This window comes from Segniliparus sp., from assembly GCF_051660745.1.
Classification (GTDB): Bacteria; Actinomycetota; Actinomycetes; order Mycobacteriales; family Mycobacteriaceae; genus Segniliparus.
In genome coordinates this window covers 75,643-93,304 of record NZ_JBOFQF010000026.1, presented here as the reverse complement: position 1 = coordinate 93,304, position 17,662 = coordinate 75,643, and the positions used below count along the sequence as shown (strand labels likewise).

At 69.5% G+C, this 17,662-nt stretch carries 17 protein-coding genes; 12 read left to right on the top strand and 5 right to left on the bottom strand.

Annotated features, from left to right (window positions below):
* Positions 1–7 precede the first annotated feature (7 nt).
* Entirely contained in the window at positions 8–1,012 is a 1,005-nt protein-coding gene (locus ACRC20_RS07060; protein WP_438685646.1) for a phosphorylase family protein, read from the top strand.
* On the opposite strand, the gene ACRC20_RS07055 is transcribed toward ACRC20_RS07060, so the two are convergent.
* Complete coding sequence (locus ACRC20_RS07055) at positions 1,009–2,283, bottom strand: M20 family metallo-hydrolase (RefSeq protein ID WP_438685645.1); 1,275 nt, start codon at positions 2,281–2,283, stop codon at positions 1,009–1,011. The genes ACRC20_RS07060 and ACRC20_RS07055 overlap by 4 nt on opposite strands.
* A 104-nt stretch (positions 2,284–2,387) precedes the next feature.
* Between ACRC20_RS07055 and ACRC20_RS07050 the strand changes: the two genes are divergently transcribed.
* Positions 2,388–3,686 (top strand): alpha/beta hydrolase, encoded by a 1,299-nt coding sequence (locus ACRC20_RS07050; protein WP_438685644.1) that lies wholly within the window; start codon positions 2,388–2,390, stop codon positions 3,684–3,686.
* 13 nt (positions 3,687–3,699) lie between these two features.
* Here the strand turns inward: ACRC20_RS07050 and dctA are convergent, their stop codons facing one another.
* Positions 3,700–4,992, bottom strand: coding sequence for a C4-dicarboxylate transporter DctA (gene dctA / locus ACRC20_RS07045; RefSeq protein WP_438685643.1), 1,293 nt, complete (start codon positions 4,990–4,992; stop codon positions 3,700–3,702).
* An 83-nt stretch (positions 4,993–5,075) separates the two neighbouring features.
* On the bottom strand, positions 5,076–5,780 hold the full coding sequence (locus ACRC20_RS07040) for an SDR family oxidoreductase (protein WP_438685642.1): 705 nt from the start codon (positions 5,778–5,780) through the stop codon (positions 5,076–5,078).
* 116 nt (positions 5,781–5,896) lie between these two features.
* Between ACRC20_RS07040 and ACRC20_RS07035 the strand changes: the two genes are divergently transcribed.
* The 4 genes from ACRC20_RS07035 (at position 5,897) to ACRC20_RS07020 (ending at position 12,654) form a co-directional block, all read left to right on the top strand.
* Positions 5,897–6,316, top strand: a complete 420-nt coding sequence (locus ACRC20_RS07035) for a MerR family transcriptional regulator (RefSeq protein ID WP_438685641.1) — start codon at positions 5,897–5,899, stop codon at positions 6,314–6,316.
* Between the two features lie 80 nt (positions 6,317–6,396).
* Positions 6,397–9,855 carry a carboxylic acid reductase gene (gene car / locus ACRC20_RS07030; RefSeq protein ID WP_438685640.1) on the top strand — a complete coding sequence of 1,153 codons (3,459 nt, stop codon included), beginning with the start codon at positions 6,397–6,399 and terminating at the stop codon, positions 9,853–9,855.
* Between the two features lie 108 nt (positions 9,856–9,963).
* Positions 9,964–11,739, top strand: coding sequence for an N-acyl-D-amino-acid deacylase family protein (locus ACRC20_RS07025; protein ID WP_438685639.1), 1,776 nt, complete (start codon positions 9,964–9,966; stop codon positions 11,737–11,739).
* 60 nt (positions 11,740–11,799) lie between these two features.
* Entirely contained in the window at positions 11,800–12,654 is an 855-nt protein-coding gene (locus ACRC20_RS07020; RefSeq protein WP_438685638.1) for an alpha/beta fold hydrolase, read from the top strand.
* A 26-nt stretch (positions 12,655–12,680) separates the two neighbouring features.
* On the opposite strand, the gene ACRC20_RS07015 is transcribed toward ACRC20_RS07020, so the two are convergent.
* Complete coding sequence (locus tag ACRC20_RS07015) at positions 12,681–13,832, bottom strand: cation:proton antiporter (protein ID WP_438685637.1); 1,152 nt, start codon at positions 13,830–13,832, stop codon at positions 12,681–12,683.
* Between the two features lie 32 nt (positions 13,833–13,864).
* Between ACRC20_RS07015 and ACRC20_RS07010 the strand changes: the two genes are divergently transcribed.
* Positions 13,865–14,419 carry a hypothetical protein gene (locus ACRC20_RS07010; protein WP_438685636.1) on the top strand — a complete coding sequence of 185 codons (555 nt, stop codon included), beginning with the start codon at positions 13,865–13,867 and terminating at the stop codon, positions 14,417–14,419.
* On the opposite strand, the gene ACRC20_RS07005 is transcribed toward ACRC20_RS07010, so the two are convergent.
* Entirely contained in the window at positions 14,416–15,597 is a 1,182-nt protein-coding gene (locus ACRC20_RS07005) for a serine hydrolase domain-containing protein (RefSeq protein ID WP_438685635.1), read from the bottom strand. The genes ACRC20_RS07010 and ACRC20_RS07005 overlap by 4 nt on opposite strands.
* 239 nt (positions 15,598–15,836) lie before the next feature.
* Here ACRC20_RS07005 and rplN point away from each other — a divergent pair, with 239 nt between their 5' ends.
* Genes rplN through rpsH form a run of 5 tightly spaced genes read left to right on the top strand, consistent with a single transcriptional unit; the run spans position 15,837 to position 17,659 of the window.
* Entirely contained in the window at positions 15,837–16,205 is a 369-nt protein-coding gene (gene rplN, locus ACRC20_RS07000; protein WP_438685634.1) for a 50S ribosomal protein L14, read from the top strand.
* Positions 16,206–16,220: 15 nt separating this feature from the next.
* Positions 16,221–16,535 carry a 50S ribosomal protein L24 gene (gene rplX, locus ACRC20_RS06995; protein WP_438685682.1) on the top strand — a complete coding sequence of 105 codons (315 nt, stop codon included), beginning with the start codon at positions 16,221–16,223 and terminating at the stop codon, positions 16,533–16,535.
* A 2-nt stretch (positions 16,536–16,537) separates the two neighbouring features.
* The gene (gene rplE, locus ACRC20_RS06990; RefSeq protein ID WP_438685633.1) at positions 16,538–17,107 is read left to right on the top strand and encodes a 50S ribosomal protein L5; all 570 of its coding nucleotides are present in this window, start codon (positions 16,538–16,540) and stop codon (positions 17,105–17,107) included.
* A 7-nt stretch (positions 17,108–17,114) separates the two neighbouring features.
* Complete coding sequence (locus tag ACRC20_RS06985; RefSeq protein WP_438685632.1) at positions 17,115–17,264, top strand: hypothetical protein; 150 nt, start codon at positions 17,115–17,117, stop codon at positions 17,262–17,264.
* Positions 17,261–17,659: a 30S ribosomal protein S8 gene (gene rpsH, locus ACRC20_RS06980; RefSeq protein ID WP_438685631.1), complete on the top strand. Its 399-nt coding sequence runs from the start codon at positions 17,261–17,263 to the stop codon at positions 17,657–17,659. Before ACRC20_RS06985 ends, rpsH begins: the two co-directional genes overlap by 4 nt.
* The last annotated feature ends 3 nt before the right edge of the window (positions 17,660–17,662 follow it).

Here is a 17,662-nt window from a genome sequence, read left to right as displayed (position 1 = left end):
GGGGCGTATGCGTGTTCTCTCGGTCTGTTTGGCTTTGCTCGCGGTCGTGGCTGCTGGTTGTTCGAAGTCGGAGCCTGCGGGGAAGCCGCCGATCTCGGTGAAGGTCTTCGTCGGGGCGATGTTCGAGAAGGGGAAGAACACCGGGGACGCGCCAGGCGAGTTCCAGCTCTGGTACGAGAAGTACTTCAGCCATGCCGCGCCCGTCGAGGTCCGTGGCGCGGCGAACCCGGTGTACTGCACGGACTCGGGGATCTGCGGCGCGGTCCTCGGCATGGGCAAGGTCGGGTCGACCGCCTCGATGCAGGCGATCCTCTTGAACCCGGCCTTCGATTTCGACAAGGCCTACTACCTCTTCACCGGGGTGGCGGGCACCCCGCCGGAGCGCGGCTCGATCGGGGACGCGAGCTGGGGCAGCTGGCTGGTGGACTTCGACCTCGGGCACAAATGGGGGGACAAGGACGGGGCGCCGGGGGACGGCGGGTTCCGGGCGAGGGCCGAGTACGACGACTTCGCCCGCATCCGGCTCGACCCGAAGCTCGTCGCGGCCGCCGTTCGGCTGACCGAGCGGTTGCCGCTGCGCGACTCCCCGCAGACCCAGGCATATCGGGACCGTTTCCCGTACCCGGCGGCCCGGCGTCCGCCCAAGGTCGTCGTCGGCTCGCATCTGACCGGAGACACGTATTTCGTCGGCGCGGAGCTCTCCGAGCAGGCGCAGTTCATCGCGAAGCACTACGGCGCGGACGACTACGTCATGACCGAGATGGAGAACCTTGCCCTCGCCCGCACGGTCGGGCGCACCCACGGCACGGGCCGGGTGCTCTCGCTGCGCGGCGCCGTCGACTACGACCACGCGCCGCCGGGGGAGGCGCCGCTGTCGGTGCTCACCCCGGTCCCCGGGGTGACGTTCGCGGGCTTCGACGAGGCGGTCGAGAACCTGCTGCTGGTCGGCTCGGCTGTGGTGGACGACGTCGTCGCCCGTTGGGGCCAGTGGCAGAACGGCCCTCCTGCCTAGAGGCCAGGCCCCGCAGCCTTAGCTCCGTCCAGCTCGCCGTTTGCCATCCTGCCGACCACTTCGACAAGCACGCGCAGCCCGGCGAGCAGGTCCTTGTCCTCGGTGAACTCCCGCTCGTTGTGCGAGATGCCGTCGACGCTGGGGATGAACAGCATGACGGTCGGCACGAGGTCTTTCATGTTCGTCGAGTCGTGCCCCGCCACCGTCATGATGGTCCGTCTGGGCAGGTCGAGGCCGTCCACCACGTCGAGCGCGAGCTTCACGCCCTCGGACTGGTAGGCGAGGTTGCCCCACTCGTGCGCCGCGACCTGCTCGATCTTCACCTGCGCGCGCTCCTCGATCTGCGCGATCGCCGCGAACAGGTCCGCCTTCGCCTGCTCCAGCACGCGCTCGTCCGCGCAGCGGCTGTCCACATGCAGGCGCACTTCGCGGGCGGTGGTCACCGGGGAGTTCGGCTCCAAGGTCAGGTAGCTGACGCAGGCGTGCAGCGGCACGTCGGCGTGCCGGTCGGCCTGGTCGCGCACCGCAGCGATGACCAAAGCTGCGCCGAGCAGGGCGTCGTGCCGGAACTCCATCGGCGTCGAGCCGGTGTGCGACTGCTCGCCGCGCACCACGAGCTCGAACTTCTTCGCGGCCCATGTCGCGTCGACCACGCCGATGGCCAGCCCCTCCCGCTCCAGCTCGGGGCCTTGCTCGATGTGGATCTCGGCGTAGGCCGCAGGGGTGGGGGCCTCGCCCTCCGGGTCGATCGTGCCGATGTCGGCGAGCGCTTGGGCCACGGTGATCCCGGCGTCGTCGGTGATGGCGAGGGTGGCTTGGAGGTCGAACTTCCCGGTGTACACCCCGGAGCCTTGCAGGCTCGGACGGAACCGGCAGCCCTCCTCGTTGAACCAGTTCACGACGGCGAGATTGTATTTCGGCTCGGTCCCCTCGGCTTGCCACCGCTGCGCGAGCCGCCACGCCGCGTGCGCCCCGGCGAGCACGCCGTACGCCCCGTCGAACCGCCCGCCGAGGGGCTGGCTGTCCAAATGCGAGCCGACCAGCACGTACGGCGCGCCCGGCACGAGGTCGAGGAGCCCGAACTGGTTGCCGATCTTGTCGTAGCGGACCGTGAACCCCCGCTCGGCGAGCCAGCCCGCGAGCCAATGCCGCTGCTCGCCGTCAGCCGCTGTGGCGGCTTGGCGCTCCACGCCGTGCGCCGGGGTGGCCCCGAACGTGGAAAGCGTCCGGAAATCGTCGAGGAAAGCCTGGTCGAGCTGCGGTGTTGCCATAGGGCATTCTCGCACGCGCGGCCGTCGCGCGCATGTTGCGCCTGCCACATTCGGTGATCGATTCGCGCGTTCGCACTAGCCGGCTTTGCGGCCGAGCCGGTAGGATGGCCCAAGTGATCAATCCCCGCGCGTTGCTCGACCGCAGGAGGAGTGTCTCTGCAGCTCTTGTTTTGGCCCTGCTCTGGAGCGGCCAGTGGGCGATGGAGCCCGCTCGCTCCGAGGGCGACTCGTTCGCCGGGGCCTTGCTCTCGGGAGAGGTCAACGAGGCGGCGGCGGAGCCGGACGGGCAGTTGGACTTCGCGAGGCGCTACCCGGAGCTGATCGCCAACCGGGACGGGGTCACGGCGAGCGCGAGGGACCAGGCGAACCGCTCGCTCATCCCGAAGCGCCGAGCCGAGCTGGAGGCCGAGCGCGACCGGCTGCGGCGCGATCTGTCCGCCGACAAGTTCCACGGCGCGTTCAACGACAAAGACTCCGAGATCTTCTACGTCGAGCGCAAGCTCGAAGGCCTCGCGGCGGTGGAGCGCTCGCTCGCCGCGCATCCCGAAGCCAAGCTGCTGCTCCTCGACATGAGCGCGGGGGAGCGCGGCAAGGCCGCCGTCGCGGTCGGCGACCCGGACTCCGCGGACCACATCGCGATCACCACGCCGGGGATCAACTCCTCGCCGGGGCAGACGCTGGCGGGCATGGTCGACGAGGCCGCGAAGCTCAAGAGCGAGGGCGAAACCATCCTGCGCCAGCAGGGCGCGTCCTCCTCGGTCGCCGCCATCGCCTGGATCGGCTACGACCCGCCGCAGTTCAACTGGGACGGGGTCAACCCCGGCCCCGGCTGGGGCGACGAGCTCAAAGGCGTGTTCGAGCTCAGCCAGGACACGCGGGCGCGGGCCGGGTCGGAGAGCTTCGCGCGGTTCTGCCAAGGCGTCGCGGCGGTGTGGCGCCCGGCCCAGGGATCCGCGGCGCGCCATCCCGACATCACCGTGCTCGGCCACTCGTACGGCTCGCTCGTCGTCTCGCTCGCGCTGCAGCAGCTGCCGAAAGGGACAGTCCGCAGCGCCGTGTTCTACGGCTCGCCCGGCATCGACATGACCGAGACCGGCAACGCCGACCAGCTCGGCCTGGAGCCGGGCCGCGTGTTCGTGCTCGAATCCGACAACGACCCCATCCGGCGCATCCCGGAGTGGGGGCCGAAAATCGCGTACGGCGGCTTCCCGAGCATGTTCCCGTGGACCGTCCGGCTCTCCACGCACGAAGGGGTCGGGCCCGGCGACGGCCTGCGGCACGAGCAGGCGCACGGGCATGCGGAGTATCCGCGCACGGCGGCGGACGGCTCGCTCCGGATGAGCGGCTACAACATGGCGACAGTGGTCGTCGGGCGCCCGGACCTCGCGGTGCGGGGACGCTGAGGGCGCTGCCCGCTCAGGCGGGCACGGGCTCGCGCCCGCTTTCGAGCGTCTCGCGCATCTGCTCCTTGTCGAGCTGGCCCTCCCAATTGGCCACGACAAAGGTGGCGACGCAGTTGCCGAGCAGGTTGACCGAGACCCGCATGGAGTCCATGATCCGGTCGGCGCCGAGCAGCAGCGCGACCGCCGCGACGGGGATCGAGCCGTGGCCGATGGCCGCGATCGTCGCGGAGAGGGCGAGGAAGGACGAGCCGGGCACGCCCGCCATCCCCTTCGAGGTGAGCATGAGGACGAGCATCGCGGCGACCTGCTCGCCGAGGGTGAGGTTCACGCCGAGGGCCTGGGCGAGGAACAGCACGCAGATCGACAGGTACAGCGTGGCGCCGTCCAAGTTGAACGAGTACCCGGTGGGGACCACGAGGCCGGTCGTGGCGCGCGAGCAGCCCGCCGCCTGCAGCTTCGCCATGATGCGCGGCAGCGCGACCTCGGTGGACGCGGTGCCGAGCGCGAGGAAGAGCTCGTCTTTGATGTAGACGACGAACTTCCACAGGTTCAGGCCCGCGCCGAGCCGCGCGACGACCGCGAGGACCAGGATGAACAGCACCGCCGCGAGATAGCAGCAGGCGATGAGCTTGGCGTAGCCGCCGAGCGTCGCGATCCCGTACTGGCCGATGATGAAGACCATCGCGCCGAACGCGCCGAGCGGGGCGAGCCGCATCACCCAGCCGATGATCGTGAAAAAGAGCTTGCTCAGGTGGTCGACCAGCTCCAAGACGACCGGGGGGCCGGTCTCGCCGAACTTCGCGAGCGCCAAGCCGAACAGCACAGAGAAGAACAGCACCTGGAGCAGCGCGTTCTCCGCGAACGCCCCGACCACCGAAGTCGGGATGACGCCGAGCAGGAACTCGACCGTGTGCGGCAGCTCGCCGTTCCCGGTCTTCTTCGCGATCGCCTCGGCGCCGGTGGCCAGCGTCTTCGGGTCGACGTGGAAGCCAGAGCCAGGCCGGACGAGGTTGCCGACGAGGAGGCCGAACACCAAGGCGAACGTGGTGATCGCCTCGAAGTAGACCAAGGCCTTGATCCCGATCCGCCCGACCGATTTGAGGTCCCCGGCATGCGCGATGCCGAGCACCACCGTGCAGAACACGATGGGCGCGATGAGCATCTTGATGAGCTTGATGAACCCGTCCGCGAGCGGTTTGAGATCGGCGCCGACCTTCGGCCACAGCCAGCCGACGACGGCGCCGAGGACGATAGCCGCCGCGAGCTGGAGGAAGAGCGTGGACCGTTTGCCCTGTTGGTCTGCCATCCACGCAATCTACAACCCATGTGTTTCGGGAAGATCATCGACGTGTGTTCCACGTCGCAACGCGGACGTAACAGGCCGGACTGTCAGGGGAGGGGTGCGAGGTATGCCGGGTCGCCGGTGGACAACGAGGCTTTGACCTCGCGGGTGCGCTGGTCGACGAGCACTTCGTCCAAGTCGTCGGCGAGGCCTCGCAGGGCGGTCCGGGCGACGTCTTCCGGGGAGTTCTTCGCGCCGTCGACGCCTGCGGTCATGTCCGTGTCGACGAATCCGACGTGCACGCCGACCATCTGGACCCCCTGCGGGCGCAAGGCCCGGCGCAGCGCGTTCGTGACGGCCCATTGCGCCGCTTTGCTCGCCGCGTATCCCGCGAAGTCGGTCCGGCCGCTGGCCCAGGACGCGACGGAGAGCATGTTCACGACCGCCCCGCCGCCGTTTCGGGCGATCACGGGCGCGAACGCCTGGGTGGCCGCCCACGTGCCGAGGCAGTTCACTTCGAACTGCTCGCGGGCGTCGTCGAGCGAGGCTGCGAGCGGCGGGGTGGGGAGCAACAGGCCCGCGTTGTTGACGAGGATCGAAACGTCCCCGGCGAGTTCGGCGGCCTCCGCGACGCTCGCCGGATCGGTCACGTCGAGCCGGATCGGGACCACGTCGTCGTCGACGATCGAAGCGACGTCCCGCGCGGCGGCGTAGACCTTCGTCGCGCCGAGGCGGCGGAGCTCTCGCGCGAAAGCTTTGCCGATCCCCCGGTTCGCCCCGGTGACCAGCGCGACCCTGCCCTCGATCTGCATCCGTGCCTCCTGTTCGTGTTCGTCGGGTTCAGCCTAGAGCCTGGAGCGCCCTCCAGCGCAAGTGTGACGCGTGCCCCACTTGACCTAGAGCGCCCTCCAGGTTCTACGGTGTAGGCATGACCGCAGTGCGCATCAGGGAGCTCACCATCGGCGAAGTCTCGGCCGAGACTGGTCTGTCGATCGACTCGTTGCGCTGGTTCGAGCGCGAGGGGCTCTTCCCGGCGATCCGCCGAAACGCGGGCGGGCAACGCCGGTTCTCCGAGTCCGATGTGGAGCGCATCTCTCTGATGCTGTGCCTGCGGCGCACCGGGATGCCGGTCAGGGACATGCGCCGGTTCATCGAGCTGCTCCAAGGCGGGGAGGAGACCCATTCGGAGCGGCTGGAGCTGCTGCTCGCCCAGCGCGCGCGGATCTTCTCCGAGCAGGAGCGGCTCATGGAAGACCTCTCGGTGGTGGAGCACAAGGTCGCGTACTACACGGGCCGGGTCGGCAAGGCCGCGTGCGGCTCCGCCCCCTTGGCTGCCGAGCAGGAGTAGGGCGCGCCGCGCTCACGGCTGTCTATAGTTAGCAATAGCGAATCTTGTGTTCGCGGGCTGCATCGGACGGAAGGACGGCTATGGGCGACAACGGAGAGCGGGCGCAGCGCCTCTTCCAGCGGATCGAAGAGCTGCGCGCGACCGATCCCCAGTTCGCGGCGGCCGCGCCCGCGCCAGAGGTCGTGGCGGCGGTGTCGGAGCCGGGGCTCTCGCTCGTGCGGTACCTGGACGTCCTGATGAAGGGGTACGCGGAGCGTCCGGCGCTCGCCCACCGGGTCGGCGCGGGCTACCAGACGACCAGCTACGGGGAGCTGTGGGCGCGGGTCGGGGCGATCGCGGCGGCGTGGCAGGCGGACGGGCTCGTCCCTGGGGACTTCGTCGCCACTATCGGCTTCACCAGCCCGGACTACGCCGCTGTCGACCTGGCCACGGTCCGGTCGGGCCTGGTGTCCGTGCCGCTGCAGGCGGGAGCCTCGATCACGCAGCTCGCCGAGATCCTGGCGGAGACCGCGCCCAAGGTGCTCGCGTCGAGCGCGGACAGCCTGAACGGGGCGACAGCCTGCGCGCTCGGCGCTGCGAGCGTCGAGCGCCTTGTCGTGTTCGACGTGCGCGAGGAGTCGGACGAGCACCGCGCGGCCATTGCCGCAGCGCGGGAGAAGTTGGCACAGGCGGGCAGCGCCGTGGCCGTCGAGACGCTCGCCGAACTGGTCGCCCGTGGCGAGTCCTCGCCGGAGGCCCCGCTCTTCGAGCCCGCCGAGGGCGAGGAGGCGTTGGCCCTGTTGATCTACACCTCCGGCTCGACCGGCACGCCGAAGGGCGCGATGTACTCGCAGCGCCTCGTGGCCCAGTCCTGGGGGAGGGCCTCGGTCGTCCCGGGGATGCCGAGCATCTCGCTGCACTACATGCCGCTGAGCCACTCGTACGGGCGGTCGATCCTCAACAGAACGCTCGCCGCCGGGGGGATCGCGTACTTCACCGCGAACAGCGACCTCTCGACTCTCTTCGAGGACATGGCTCTGGCCCGCCCGACGTTCTTGGCCCTCGTCCCGCGCGTCTGCGAGATGCTTTTTCAAGAAAGCCAGCGCGGTCAAGAAAGCCAGCGCGGTCAAGAGAGCCAGCGCGGTCACGGCGGTGTCGCGGAGCTGCGGGAAAAGGTGCTCGGCGACCGCCTGCTCGCCGCGGTCTGCGGCTCCGCGCCGCTGTCGCCGGAGATGCGCGCCTTCATGGAGGACCTGCTCGGCTTCCCGATGTTCGACGGCTACGGCTCGACCGAGGCGCTCGGAGTCATGCACGACGGGGTCGTCCAGCGCCCGCCGGTCATCGACTACAAGCTGGTCGACGTGCCCGAGCTGGGCTATTTCACCACCGACAAGCCCTATCCGCGCGGGGAGCTGCACATCCGCTCGGAGAGCCTCGTGTCCGGCTATTACAAGCGCCCCGAGGCCACGGCTGAGGTGTTCGACGCGGACGGCTACTACAAGACCGGCGACGTGATGGCCGAAATCGCGCCGGACCGCCTCGTCTACGTCGACCGGAGCAAGAACGTCCTCAAGCTCTCGCAGGGCGAGTTCGTCGCCGTCGCGAAGCTCGAGGCCGCGTTCGGCACGAGCCCCTACGTGAAGCAGATCTTCGTCTACGGCAACAGCGAGCGCTCCTACCTCCTCGCGGTCGTCGTGCCGAACGCCGAAGCGCTCGAAGCCGAGGCGCGGAGCCCGGAGGCGAAGGCGCTCATCGCGGCCTCGCTGCAGAAGATCGCCAAAGAGGCGGGCCTGCAGTCCTACGAGGCGCCGCGCGACTTCTTGGTCGAGACCGAGCCGTTCACCACGAAGAACGGCCTGCTCTCCGAGGTCGGCAAGCTGTTGCGGCCAAAGCTCAAGGCGAAGTACGGCGCGGCGCTGGAGGCCAGGTACGAGGAGATCGCCCACGGGCAGGAGAGCGAGCTGCGCGAGCTGCGGGCGGGGGCGGGCGGGCGCCCGGTCGTCGAGACAGTCGCGCGGGCCGCCGCCGCGCTGAGCGGGATCGGCGGGACGGAGGGGGGCGAGATCGGCCCGGAGGCGAACTTCACGGACCTCGGCGGCGACTCGCTCTCGGCGCTGAGCTTCGCGAACCTCCTGCAGGAGATCTTCGAGGTCGAAGTGCCGGTGCGGATCATCATCGGTCCGACCGCCTCGCTCGGCGGGATCGCGAAGCACATCGAGGCCGAGCGCGCGGGCGGGACGGGGCCGACGGCCGCCTCCGTGCACGGCGCTGGCGCGGCGACGATCCGCGCGAGCGATCTGACGCTGGACAAGTTCCTCGAAGCAGGCCTGCTGGCCGCCGCCAGGGACCTCCCGGCGGCGGGCGAGGCCCGCACCGTCCTGCTCACCGGCGCGAACGGCTGGCTCGGACGCTTCCTCGCGCTGGAGCAGCTCGAACGGCTCGCAGCGGTCGACGGCGGCAAGCTGGTCTGCCTGGTCCGGGGGAAGGACGCCGCCGCCGCGCGCGCCCGGATCGACGAGGCGCTCGGCACCGACCCGGTGCTCGCCGCGCGGTTCGCCGAGCTGGCCGACGGACGGCTGGAAGTGGTCCCCGGCGACGTCGGCGAGCCGAGATTCGGCCTGGACGACGCGACGTGGGACCGCCTCGCCGCAGACGTGGACGCCATCGTGCACCCGGCGGCCCTGGTGAACCACGTCCTGCCGTACAACCAGCTATTCGGGCCGAACGTGGTCGGCACGGCGGAGATCGTCCGCCTCGCGATCACCGCGAAGCTCAAGCCGGTCACCTACCTCTCGACGGTGGCGGTCGCGGCGGGCACGGCGCCCGCCGAGTTCGACGAGGACGGCGACATCCGGGCCGTGATCCCCGAGCGCTCCGTGGACGAGGGCTACGCGAACGGCTACGGGAACAGCAAATGGGCGGGCGAGGTGCTGCTGCGCGAGGCGCACGACCTCGTCGGCCTGCCGGTGGCGGTGTTCCGCTCGGACATGATCCTCGCGCACAGCGAGTACGTCGGGCAGCTCAACGTCCCCGACCAGTTCACCCGCCTGGTCCTGAGCGTCTTGGCGACGGGGATCGCGCCGAAATCCTTCTACCGGCTGGGGGCCGGGGGCGAGCGGCTCCGGGCCCACTACGACGGCATCCCGGTGGACTTCACCGCCGAGGCCATCACGGCGCTCGGAGCCCGGCCCGGCTCCGGGTTCCACAGCTACGACGTGTTCAACCCGCACCACGACGGCGTCGGCTTGGACGAGTTCGTGGACTGGCTCGTCGACGCGGGGCACCCGATCTCGCGGATCGACGACCACAAGGAATGGTTCGCCCGGTTCGAGACCGCCGTGCGCGGACTGCCGGAGCGCCAACGCCAGCATTCCCTGTTGCCGCTGTTGCACGCCTACGCGTTCCCGCACCCCGCCGTCGACGGCAGCGTCTACCCGACCGGGGAGTTCCAGGGCGCGGTCAAAGCGGCCGAGGTCGGAGCCGACCACGATATCCCGCATCTGGCCCGTGGTCTGATCGTGAAGTACGCGGACGACCTCAAGGCGCTCGGCCTCGTGTGATATGTTCCTCAGGTCATATCCAATGTGGCGCATCTTGTGAAAATCCATTGTGACCTGCGGCATATGTCAGGTCTAAGATGGACTGCAGAATCCGAGAAAGGCAGCCCCATGTTCGACGTCATCGTGAAAAACGGCTTGTGGTTCGACGGCACCGGCTCGGACCCCGTCCACGCGCATGTGGGCGTCAAGGACGGCCGCGTCGCGGCGGTCTCCTCGGTTCCGCTCGACGAGTCCGGCTGTCCCGAAGTGATCGAGGCCGAGGGCAAATGGCTGCTCCCCGGCTTCGTCGACATGCACACCCATTACGACGCGGAAGTGCTGCTCAACCCGGGCCTCGGCGAGTCGGTGCGCCACGGGATCACCACGGCGATCTTGGGTTGCTGCTCGATGTCGACGGTGTTCGCGTCCAACGAGGACGCGGCGGACTTGTTCAGCCGGGTCGAGGCGGTGCCCCGCGAGTACGTGATCAAAGCGCTGGACGACTTCCGGACCTGGTCGGACGCGGAGGGGTACGTGAAGGCGATCGACTCGCTGCCGCTCGGGCCCAACGTCAGCTCTTTCGTCGGGCACTCGGAGCTGCGGGCGGCGGTCATGGGCCTCGGCAGGGCCACCGACAAGCGCGTGCTGCCCAAGCGCAAGGAGCTCGACAAGATGTCCGCGCTCTTGGAGGAGGCCATCGACGCCGGCCTGCTCGGCCTCTCGGGCATGGACACCGCGCTCGACAAGCTCGACGGGGACCGCTACCGCTCCCGCGCCCTGCCCTCCACCTACGCGTGGTGGCATGAGCGGCTGCGGCTCATCTCGGTCCTGCGCCGCCGGGGCCGGATGCTGCAAAGCGCGCCCAATAGCAAGAACCCCAGCACGGCGTGGCTGTTCTTCCTCGCGTCGAGCTCGTGGTTCTGGCGCAAGCCCTCGGTGCCGGTGAGCCTCTTGGTGGCCGCCGACGCGAAGTCCTTCCGCTACGCGCACCTGCTCATGCGGTACGGCGCGGCTGTCAGCAACTGGTTCTTCGGCTCGAAGGTCCGGTTCCAGCACGTCCCGGTCCCGTTCGAGCTGTACTCGGACGGGATCGACCTGCCGGTGTTCGAGGAGTTCGGCGCGGGCACTGCAGCTCTGCACCTGCGCGACCAGTTGGAGCGCAACAAGCTCCTGGCGGACCAGGGCTACCGGCGCAAGTTCCGCCGCGAGTTCGCGATCAAGCGCAGGGTGCCGGGCTTGTGGCACAAGGACTTCCGCGACGCGGTGATCGTGGAGTGCCCGGACCGGGCGCTCGAGGGCAAAAGCTTCGCGCAGGTCGCGGAGGAGCGGGCCAGGCAAGAAGGAAGCCCTGTGCACCCGCTCGACGCGTTCCTCGACGTCTTGGTCGAGCACGGCGAGCGGAACGTCCGGTGGAAGACCACGGTCGCCAACCACCGCGAGCGGGAGCTCGACGCGATGGCGAAAGACCCGAATCTGCAGATGGGCTTCTCCGACGCGGGCGCGCACCTGCGGAACATGGCCTTCTACAACTTCCACCTGCGGTTCCTCAAGCGCATGCGCGACGCGGAGCTCGCGGGCAAGCCGATCTTGCCCATGGGGCAGGCGGTGCGCCGCCTCACCTGGGAGCTCGCGGAGTTCTTCGGCCTCGAAGCCGGACGGCTGCGGCTCGGCGACCGGGCGGACTTCGTGGTGGTCGACCCCGAGCGCCTCGACGACTCGCTCGGGCAGTACCACGAGGCGCCCGCCGAGTTCTTCGGCGGCCTCAAGCGGATGGTCCGGCGCAACGACGCGACGGTGCCCGTCGTGGCGGTGGGCGGCGAGGTCGTCTTCCGCGACGGCCAGTTCGCCGAGGGCTACGGCCAGCAGAAACAAACCGGGCGCTACCTGCACGCGGTGCAGGCGTAGTCCTCACGGATGTGTGACGCAGGCCTTGTTGCTGGATGCGATGTGACCTAGGATCGCGCTATGGGACGACTGAGCTCCTTCACGAACGACGGCTTGACGTTCGACGTGCTGGACGAGGGCAGGCTCGACGGCCCCGTGGTGATCGCTCTGCACGGTTTTCCGCAGACCTCCAGCAGCTGGTCGGGCGTGATTCCGTTCCTGGTCGCGGCGGGCTACCGCGTGCTCGCCCCGGACCAGCGGGGCTACTCTCCGGGCGCGCGCCCGGAGGGGGTCAAGCCCTACCAGCTGGAACGCTTGGCGGAGGACGTGGTCGCGTTGGCCGACCAGGCGGGCGCGGAGCGGTTCGACGTGATCAGCCACGACTGGGGCGCGGGGATCGCATGGCGGCTGGCGGCGGCCCGCCCGGACCGGGTCCGCACGCTTGTCGCGCTGTCGGTGCCGCATCCGAAGGCGTTCCTGCTCGCCGGGCTGCGAGGGTCGCAGCTACTGCATTCGTGGTACATACTCGTGTTCCAGCTGCCCTGGCTGCCGGAGCGGTTGTGGCAGTTCTCGTGGGCGCGGACGAGGCTCGTCAAGCTGCTCGGCGCGCCGGAATCCGCGCTGCCCGACATCGAGTCCGTGCTCGGCGACCCGGATCGCGCCAAGGCTGCGATCAACTGGTACCGCGCGCTGCGACTGCCCTCGTCGCTGCGTGGCATTCCAGGGCGGGTCCATGTTCCGACGCTCTTCGTCTGGAGCGACGCGGACGTGGCGGTCACCAGGAAAGCGGCAGAGCTCTGCGGCGAGCAGGTCGACGGCCCGTACCGGTTCGAGGTCTTCGAAGGCGTGTCGCACTGGATCCCCGACGAGCGGCCCGAGGAGGTCGCCGAGCTTGTGATCGCGCACCTCTCGGGGCACGCGAAGGCCCAGGGGTAAGAAGGCCCAGGGGTGAGAGGCGGAGGCTAGCCGTTTGCCGCGGCTGGCTCCGGGGGCTGCTGCTTCGCGGCGAAACCGCCCGCGATTGTCGTCGCGGCGACTGTGATCAGCGCCCCGAAGATGAGCGCCGAGCCCTCTCCGGGGACCAGGAGGCCCATCTGGTCGCCCACTTTCGCGGCGGCGACCGGCACGCCGAGCTGGGCTGCGGCGAGCACGGCCAGCGGGATCGGCTGCCCGAAGAGCCGTCCGGTCAGGTGCGCGGCCAGCGCGCCGCCGCCGAGGGCGAGGCCGAGCAGGACCAGCGATGGATGCTGCAGCAGCTCGCGGACGTGCAACGAGGCGCCAAGCCAGACGAAGAACAGCGGGCCGAAGAAGCCTTCGGTGATGCCGAAGAGCTGGCGGGCCAGCCGCCGTGGCTCGCCGATAGCGGCGATGACCAGGCCGAGCGCGAACCCGGCCAACATGATCGAGACATGGCCTCGGACGGCGAGCGCGGCGAGGAAGAACAGGATCGCGAGGTTGATCCGCAGTTCGAGGGCGAGCTTGCGCGCCTTGGAGTAGTCGTGCATCCGGTCCAACCAGCCCGAGCGGTCGGCGGCCCGCATGAGCAGGAACACCACGACCGCGCAGCCCGCCACCGCGAGCGCCCCCAGCGCCGCGCGCCCGGCATGGCGCAGGTCGATCACCAGCGGGAGCGCGATGATGCAGGCCGTGTCGGCGATAGCGACCTGTGCCGTCGTGGCGAGGACCGCCGGGCCGGTCAGGCGCAGCGAGTCCACCACCGGCAGCACCAGTGCCGCGGAGGAGGAGGCCATGAGCACCGCGTAGACGGCGGCATGGCCGGTGTGGAACCAGGCGGCGAGGCCTGCGCCGAGGAGCGCGGCGGCCACCCCGACGGGGACGCAGCGCAGCAACGCTTTCGGCAGCGCCGAGCGCATTTCGGCGTTGCGGACCGGGACGTGGGTCCCCGCGACGAACATGACGAGGCCGAAGCCGATGTCCGCGAGGAACGCGAACGTGCTGTCGTCGGTGTCGAGCACGGCGAAGCCGCTGCGCCCCACGAGCACCCCGACGAGCAGCTCGCCGATCACCACGGGAACACGGGCCTTTGGGATCGAGGCAAGGAGCGGGCCCGCCAATCCGATGACAGCCACAAGGCAAAGCGCGCCGAAACTCATGGGACGAGGGTAGCCGCTGGTAGTCTGCGCGGATGGCGGCGGAGAGGGATTTGGGCGAGCCGGTCGCGCTGCGCTGGGCGCGCAAGGCCACGGCGACGGCGATTTTCCTCGCGCCCCTGCCGGTGGTGGGCGTCGTCTTCGCGGGGCGGCTGGGGGCGTTCCTCATGGGCGTGTGCTTTTTCCCGCCGATCTGGCTGTGCTGGATGGTGTTCGCGTTCGTCGTGCGGTCCTCGCGCCCGAACGGGTTCGCGCTGCGCGCCCCGCGCGCGCTGCTCTGGGCCGTGATCGGGATGCTCTGGGTCCAGTTGCTCGTCTTTTTGGCGTTCTGCTTGTTCATGCCGGGGGATCAAGACTGCTTCCAGGACTGCGAGGGGGTTCCGGTCGGGCCCTCGTTGTCCGAGTATCTGCTCGGGATTCGGACGGGGAGTCCGGGGGTCGGCGTGCTGACGATGCCGAACGGAGTGCTCACGGCGCTGTTCCAAGGGGCCTGCCTGTGCTTCGTCGCGGTCCCCGTCCTGTGGGCGGGCTGGCTGGTGTGGGACTACGTCAGCCGCAGGTCGCGGCCCTCGTCCAGCGGTTCTGCCTAGCGGTTCTGCGCGAGCTCCCAGGCCAAGGCGGAGATCTTGAGGCCGCGCGCGGTCCGCAGCGCGGTCGTGACGCGGTCGCCGACGTCGTTCCAGACGAGCGCGTAGGAGAGGCCGGTGTCCTGGTCGGCCCATCCGGTCGACCCGCCGATCCCGTCGTGGCCGAAGGCGCCGTCGGAGCGGCTCGGGACGCCGGAGGCCTGGTGGTAGCCAAGGCGCCACCGCATCTTCGCGCCGAGGATGACCCGGTCGCGCCGGTCGGTCTGCACGTCGCGGAGCCCGCGCGCGGTCTGCGGCGAGAGCAGCCTGCGTCCCCCCAGCTCGCCGCCGTTGGCGAGGGCCGCGTACATCGCGCACAGCCCGCTCGCGGTCACCATGCCGTTGCTCGACGGCATCTCGGTGTCGAGGATCCGGCCGCTGGCGATATGGCGCTCGACGCCGGGCGCGTAGAGCGCGCCGAGGAAGCCCGGCACGTACGGCGACTTGGACCAGACCGGCTCGAATGCGACCAGCGCCCCGCAGAGCTCCGGCATGGCGCCGACGGTCTCCGCGATCGGCACGCCCGAGGGCGGGCGGCCGATGTGCAGGCCGTCGAGGCCGAGCGGCTCGGCGATCTCCTCCTGCACGAGCTGGCGCATCCCGCGCCCCGTGAGCTTGCGCGCCAGCCCGGCGGCGAGCCAGCCGAAGGCGATCGCGTGGTAGCCGGGCACGCCGACGGACGAGGTGATCGGGGCCGCCGCGAGCCGTTCCTCCATGAGGAGGTGGTCGAGCCAGTCGCCCGGCTCGCGCACCAGCGGGCGCACATCCCACAAGCCCGCGCAATGCGAGAGCAGCTGGCGCACGGTGACGCGCTCCTTGCCCGCCTGGGCGAACTCCGGCCAGTAGGCGGCGACCGGGGCGTCGTAGTCGAGGAGCCCCCGGTCGGCGAGCCGGTGCAGGACGGTGGAGGCCAGGCCCTTCGCGACCGAGAAGCCGAGGCAGGCGGTGTCCGGGGTCCACGGGCGGGTTCTGGCGCGATCGGCCCATCCGCCGCAGATATCGACGAGGACCTGGTCGCCGCGCCGCAGTGCCAGCGCCCCGCCGCCCCGCCCGAGGGACGCGGCGAAAAGCTCGGCGAGCGGCTCGAACCCTGGGGCGACGAATCCGTTCGGCTCTGGCGCGGCGGCGCCTGCGGGGGGCATGCCGCCAATCTACCCGCCGGGCCGGAAGACGGGGGGAATCGCCCGCGCGAGGCCGCTGCGCCGGGAATTTGCCCTTCGGCAGTTGTTCCGCTAGGCTTGTCGAGCTGTCTTGAACAGACCTCGGCCGGTTCCACGGCCCTGCGTGTTCATGACACAAAGCCATACGCCCCACACCGATCGTCTCGATGGGGGTTGGGCGTTGGCTGCACTCGATGGAAAACAGTCCAGGAGAGAAGTACGTGATTCAACAAGAGAGCCGGCTGCGCGTGGCCGACAACACCGGTGCCAAGGAGATCTTGTGCATCCGGGTGCTCGGCGGCTCCGGCCGTCGCTACGCCGGGATCGGCGACACCATCGTCGCCACCGTCAAAGACGCGATCCCCGGTGGGAACGTCAAGAGCGGCGACGTGGTCAAGGCCGTCGTCGTCCGCACCGTCAAGGAGCGCCGTCGTGCCGACGGCTCTTACATCAAGTTCGACGAGAACGCCGCCGTCATCGTGAAGAACGACGGCGAGCCGCGCGGAACCCGCATCTTCGGCCCGGTCGGCCGCGAGCTGCGCGAGAAGCGCTTCATGAAGATCGTCTCGCTCGCCCCGGAGGTGCTGTAGTCCATGGCTGCGAAACTGAAAGTGCAAAAAGGCGACACCGTTCTGGTGATCGCGGGCAAGGACGCGGGCGCGAAGGGCAAGGTCTTGCAGGCCTACCCCGCCGAGCAGCGTGTTCTGGTCGAGGGCGTGAACCGGGTCAAGAAGCACACCCAGACCTCGCGCACCGAGCGCGGCGCGGCCTCGGGCGGCATCGTGACCCAAGAGGCTCCGATCCACGTCTCCAACGTGCTCGTCGTCGGCTCCGACGGCAAGCCGACCAAGGTCGGCCTGCGCGTTGACGAGGACGGCAAGAAGATCCGCGTCTCGCGCAAGACCGGGAAGGACATCTGACCATGACCGAAGCAGTTGAGAAGATCCAGCCTCGGCTGAAGCTGCGCTACCGCGAAGAGATTCGCCCGGCGCTGCTGGAGGAGTTCGCCTACGGCAACGTCATGCGCATCCCCGGCATCACCAAAGTTGTGGTGAACATGGGCGTCGGCGACGCGGCCCGCGACGGCAAGCTCATCAACGGCGCCGTCCGCGACCTCTCGCTCATCACCGGCCAGAAGCCGGAGATCCGCCGGGCCACCAAGTCCATCGCCCAGTTCAAGCTGCGCGAGGGCATGCCGATCGGCGCGCGCGTCACGCTGCGCGGCGACCGGATGTGGGAGTTCCTCGACCGGCTGATCTCCATCGCCCTCCCGCGTATCCGCGACTTCCGCGGCCTCTCGGACCGGCAGTTCGACGGACGGGGGAACTACACCTTCGGCCTCAACGAGCAGTCGATGTTCCACGAGATCGACATCGACTCGATCGACCGCCAGCGCGGCATGGACATCACGATTGTGACCAGCGCCAACACCAACGACGAAGGTCGCGCGCTGCTCCGCCAGCTCGGCATGCCCTTCAAGGCGAACAGCTGAGGCCGAGATGAGACAGATCGACCGCAGGACGCTGTACAAGGGGGCGAAGGCCCCGAGCTACATGAGCAGGACCAAGAAACTTGTGACCATGACGAATGTCGCCACAGGCCCCTCCTTCGAGGGGAACCGTGGCGAGAAAGGCGTGTCAGCTAAATGACTATGACTGATCCGATCGCGGACTTCTTGACGCGGTTGCGCAACGCTCAGACGGCGTACCACGACCAGGTGGTCGCGCCGCACTCGAAGATCAAGGAGAACATCGCCGAGATCCTCGTGAAGGAAGGCTACGTCTCCGGGTACCGGGTCGAGGAGAAATCCCCCGGCAAGAACCTGATCGTGGACCTGAAGTACACCCCAAGCCGCGAGCGCGGCATCGAGGGCCTCAAGCGGGTCTCGAAGCCGGGCCTGCGCGTGTACGCCAAGTCGACCCAGCTGCCGAGGGTGCTCGGCGGCCTGGGCATCGCGATCATTTCCACCTCCGCAGGTTTGCTCACGGACAAGCAGGCGGCCAAGCAAGGAGTGGGCGGGGAAGTCCTCGCCTACGTCTGGTAGGAG

What these genes read in the sequence shown, in the direction of transcription:
- ACRC20_RS07035 (WP_438685641.1), top strand. Translation starts at nt 5,897, where the DNA reads ATGACCGCAGTGCGCATCAGGGAGCTCACCATCGGCGAAGTCTCGGCC.
- ACRC20_RS07055 (WP_438685645.1), bottom strand. Translation starts at nt 2,283, where the DNA reads ATGGCAACACCGCAGCTCGACCAGGCTTTCCTCGACGATTTCCGGACG.
- ACRC20_RS06985 (WP_438685632.1), top strand. Translation starts at nt 17,115, where the DNA reads ATGAGACAGATCGACCGCAGGACGCTGTACAAGGGGGCGAAGGCCCCG.
- ACRC20_RS07005 (WP_438685635.1), bottom strand. Translation starts at nt 15,597, where the DNA reads ATGCCCCCCGCAGGCGCCGCCGCGCCAGAGCCGAACGGATTCGTCGCC.
- ACRC20_RS07060 (WP_438685646.1), top strand. Translation starts at nt 8, where the DNA reads ATGCGTGTTCTCTCGGTCTGTTTGGCTTTGCTCGCGGTCGTGGCTGCT.
- ACRC20_RS07020 (WP_438685638.1), top strand. Translation starts at nt 11,800, where the DNA reads ATGGGACGACTGAGCTCCTTCACGAACGACGGCTTGACGTTCGACGTG.
- ACRC20_RS07040 (WP_438685642.1), bottom strand. Translation starts at nt 5,780, where the DNA reads ATGCAGATCGAGGGCAGGGTCGCGCTGGTCACCGGGGCGAACCGGGGG.
- rplE (WP_438685633.1), top strand. Translation starts at nt 16,538, where the DNA reads ATGACCGAAGCAGTTGAGAAGATCCAGCCTCGGCTGAAGCTGCGCTAC.
- ACRC20_RS07050 (WP_438685644.1), top strand. Translation starts at nt 2,388, where the DNA reads ATGGCCCAAGTGATCAATCCCCGCGCGTTGCTCGACCGCAGGAGGAGT.
- rpsH (WP_438685631.1), top strand. Translation starts at nt 17,261, where the DNA reads ATGACTATGACTGATCCGATCGCGGACTTCTTGACGCGGTTGCGCAAC.
- ACRC20_RS07010 (WP_438685636.1), top strand. Translation starts at nt 13,865, where the DNA reads ATGGCGGCGGAGAGGGATTTGGGCGAGCCGGTCGCGCTGCGCTGGGCG.
- dctA (WP_438685643.1), bottom strand. Translation starts at nt 4,992, where the DNA reads ATGGCAGACCAACAGGGCAAACGGTCCACGCTCTTCCTCCAGCTCGCG.
- ACRC20_RS07015 (WP_438685637.1), bottom strand. Translation starts at nt 13,832, where the DNA reads ATGAGTTTCGGCGCGCTTTGCCTTGTGGCTGTCATCGGATTGGCGGGC.
- ACRC20_RS07025 (WP_438685639.1), top strand. Translation starts at nt 9,964, where the DNA reads ATGTTCGACGTCATCGTGAAAAACGGCTTGTGGTTCGACGGCACCGGC.
- car (WP_438685640.1), top strand. Translation starts at nt 6,397, where the DNA reads ATGGGCGACAACGGAGAGCGGGCGCAGCGCCTCTTCCAGCGGATCGAA.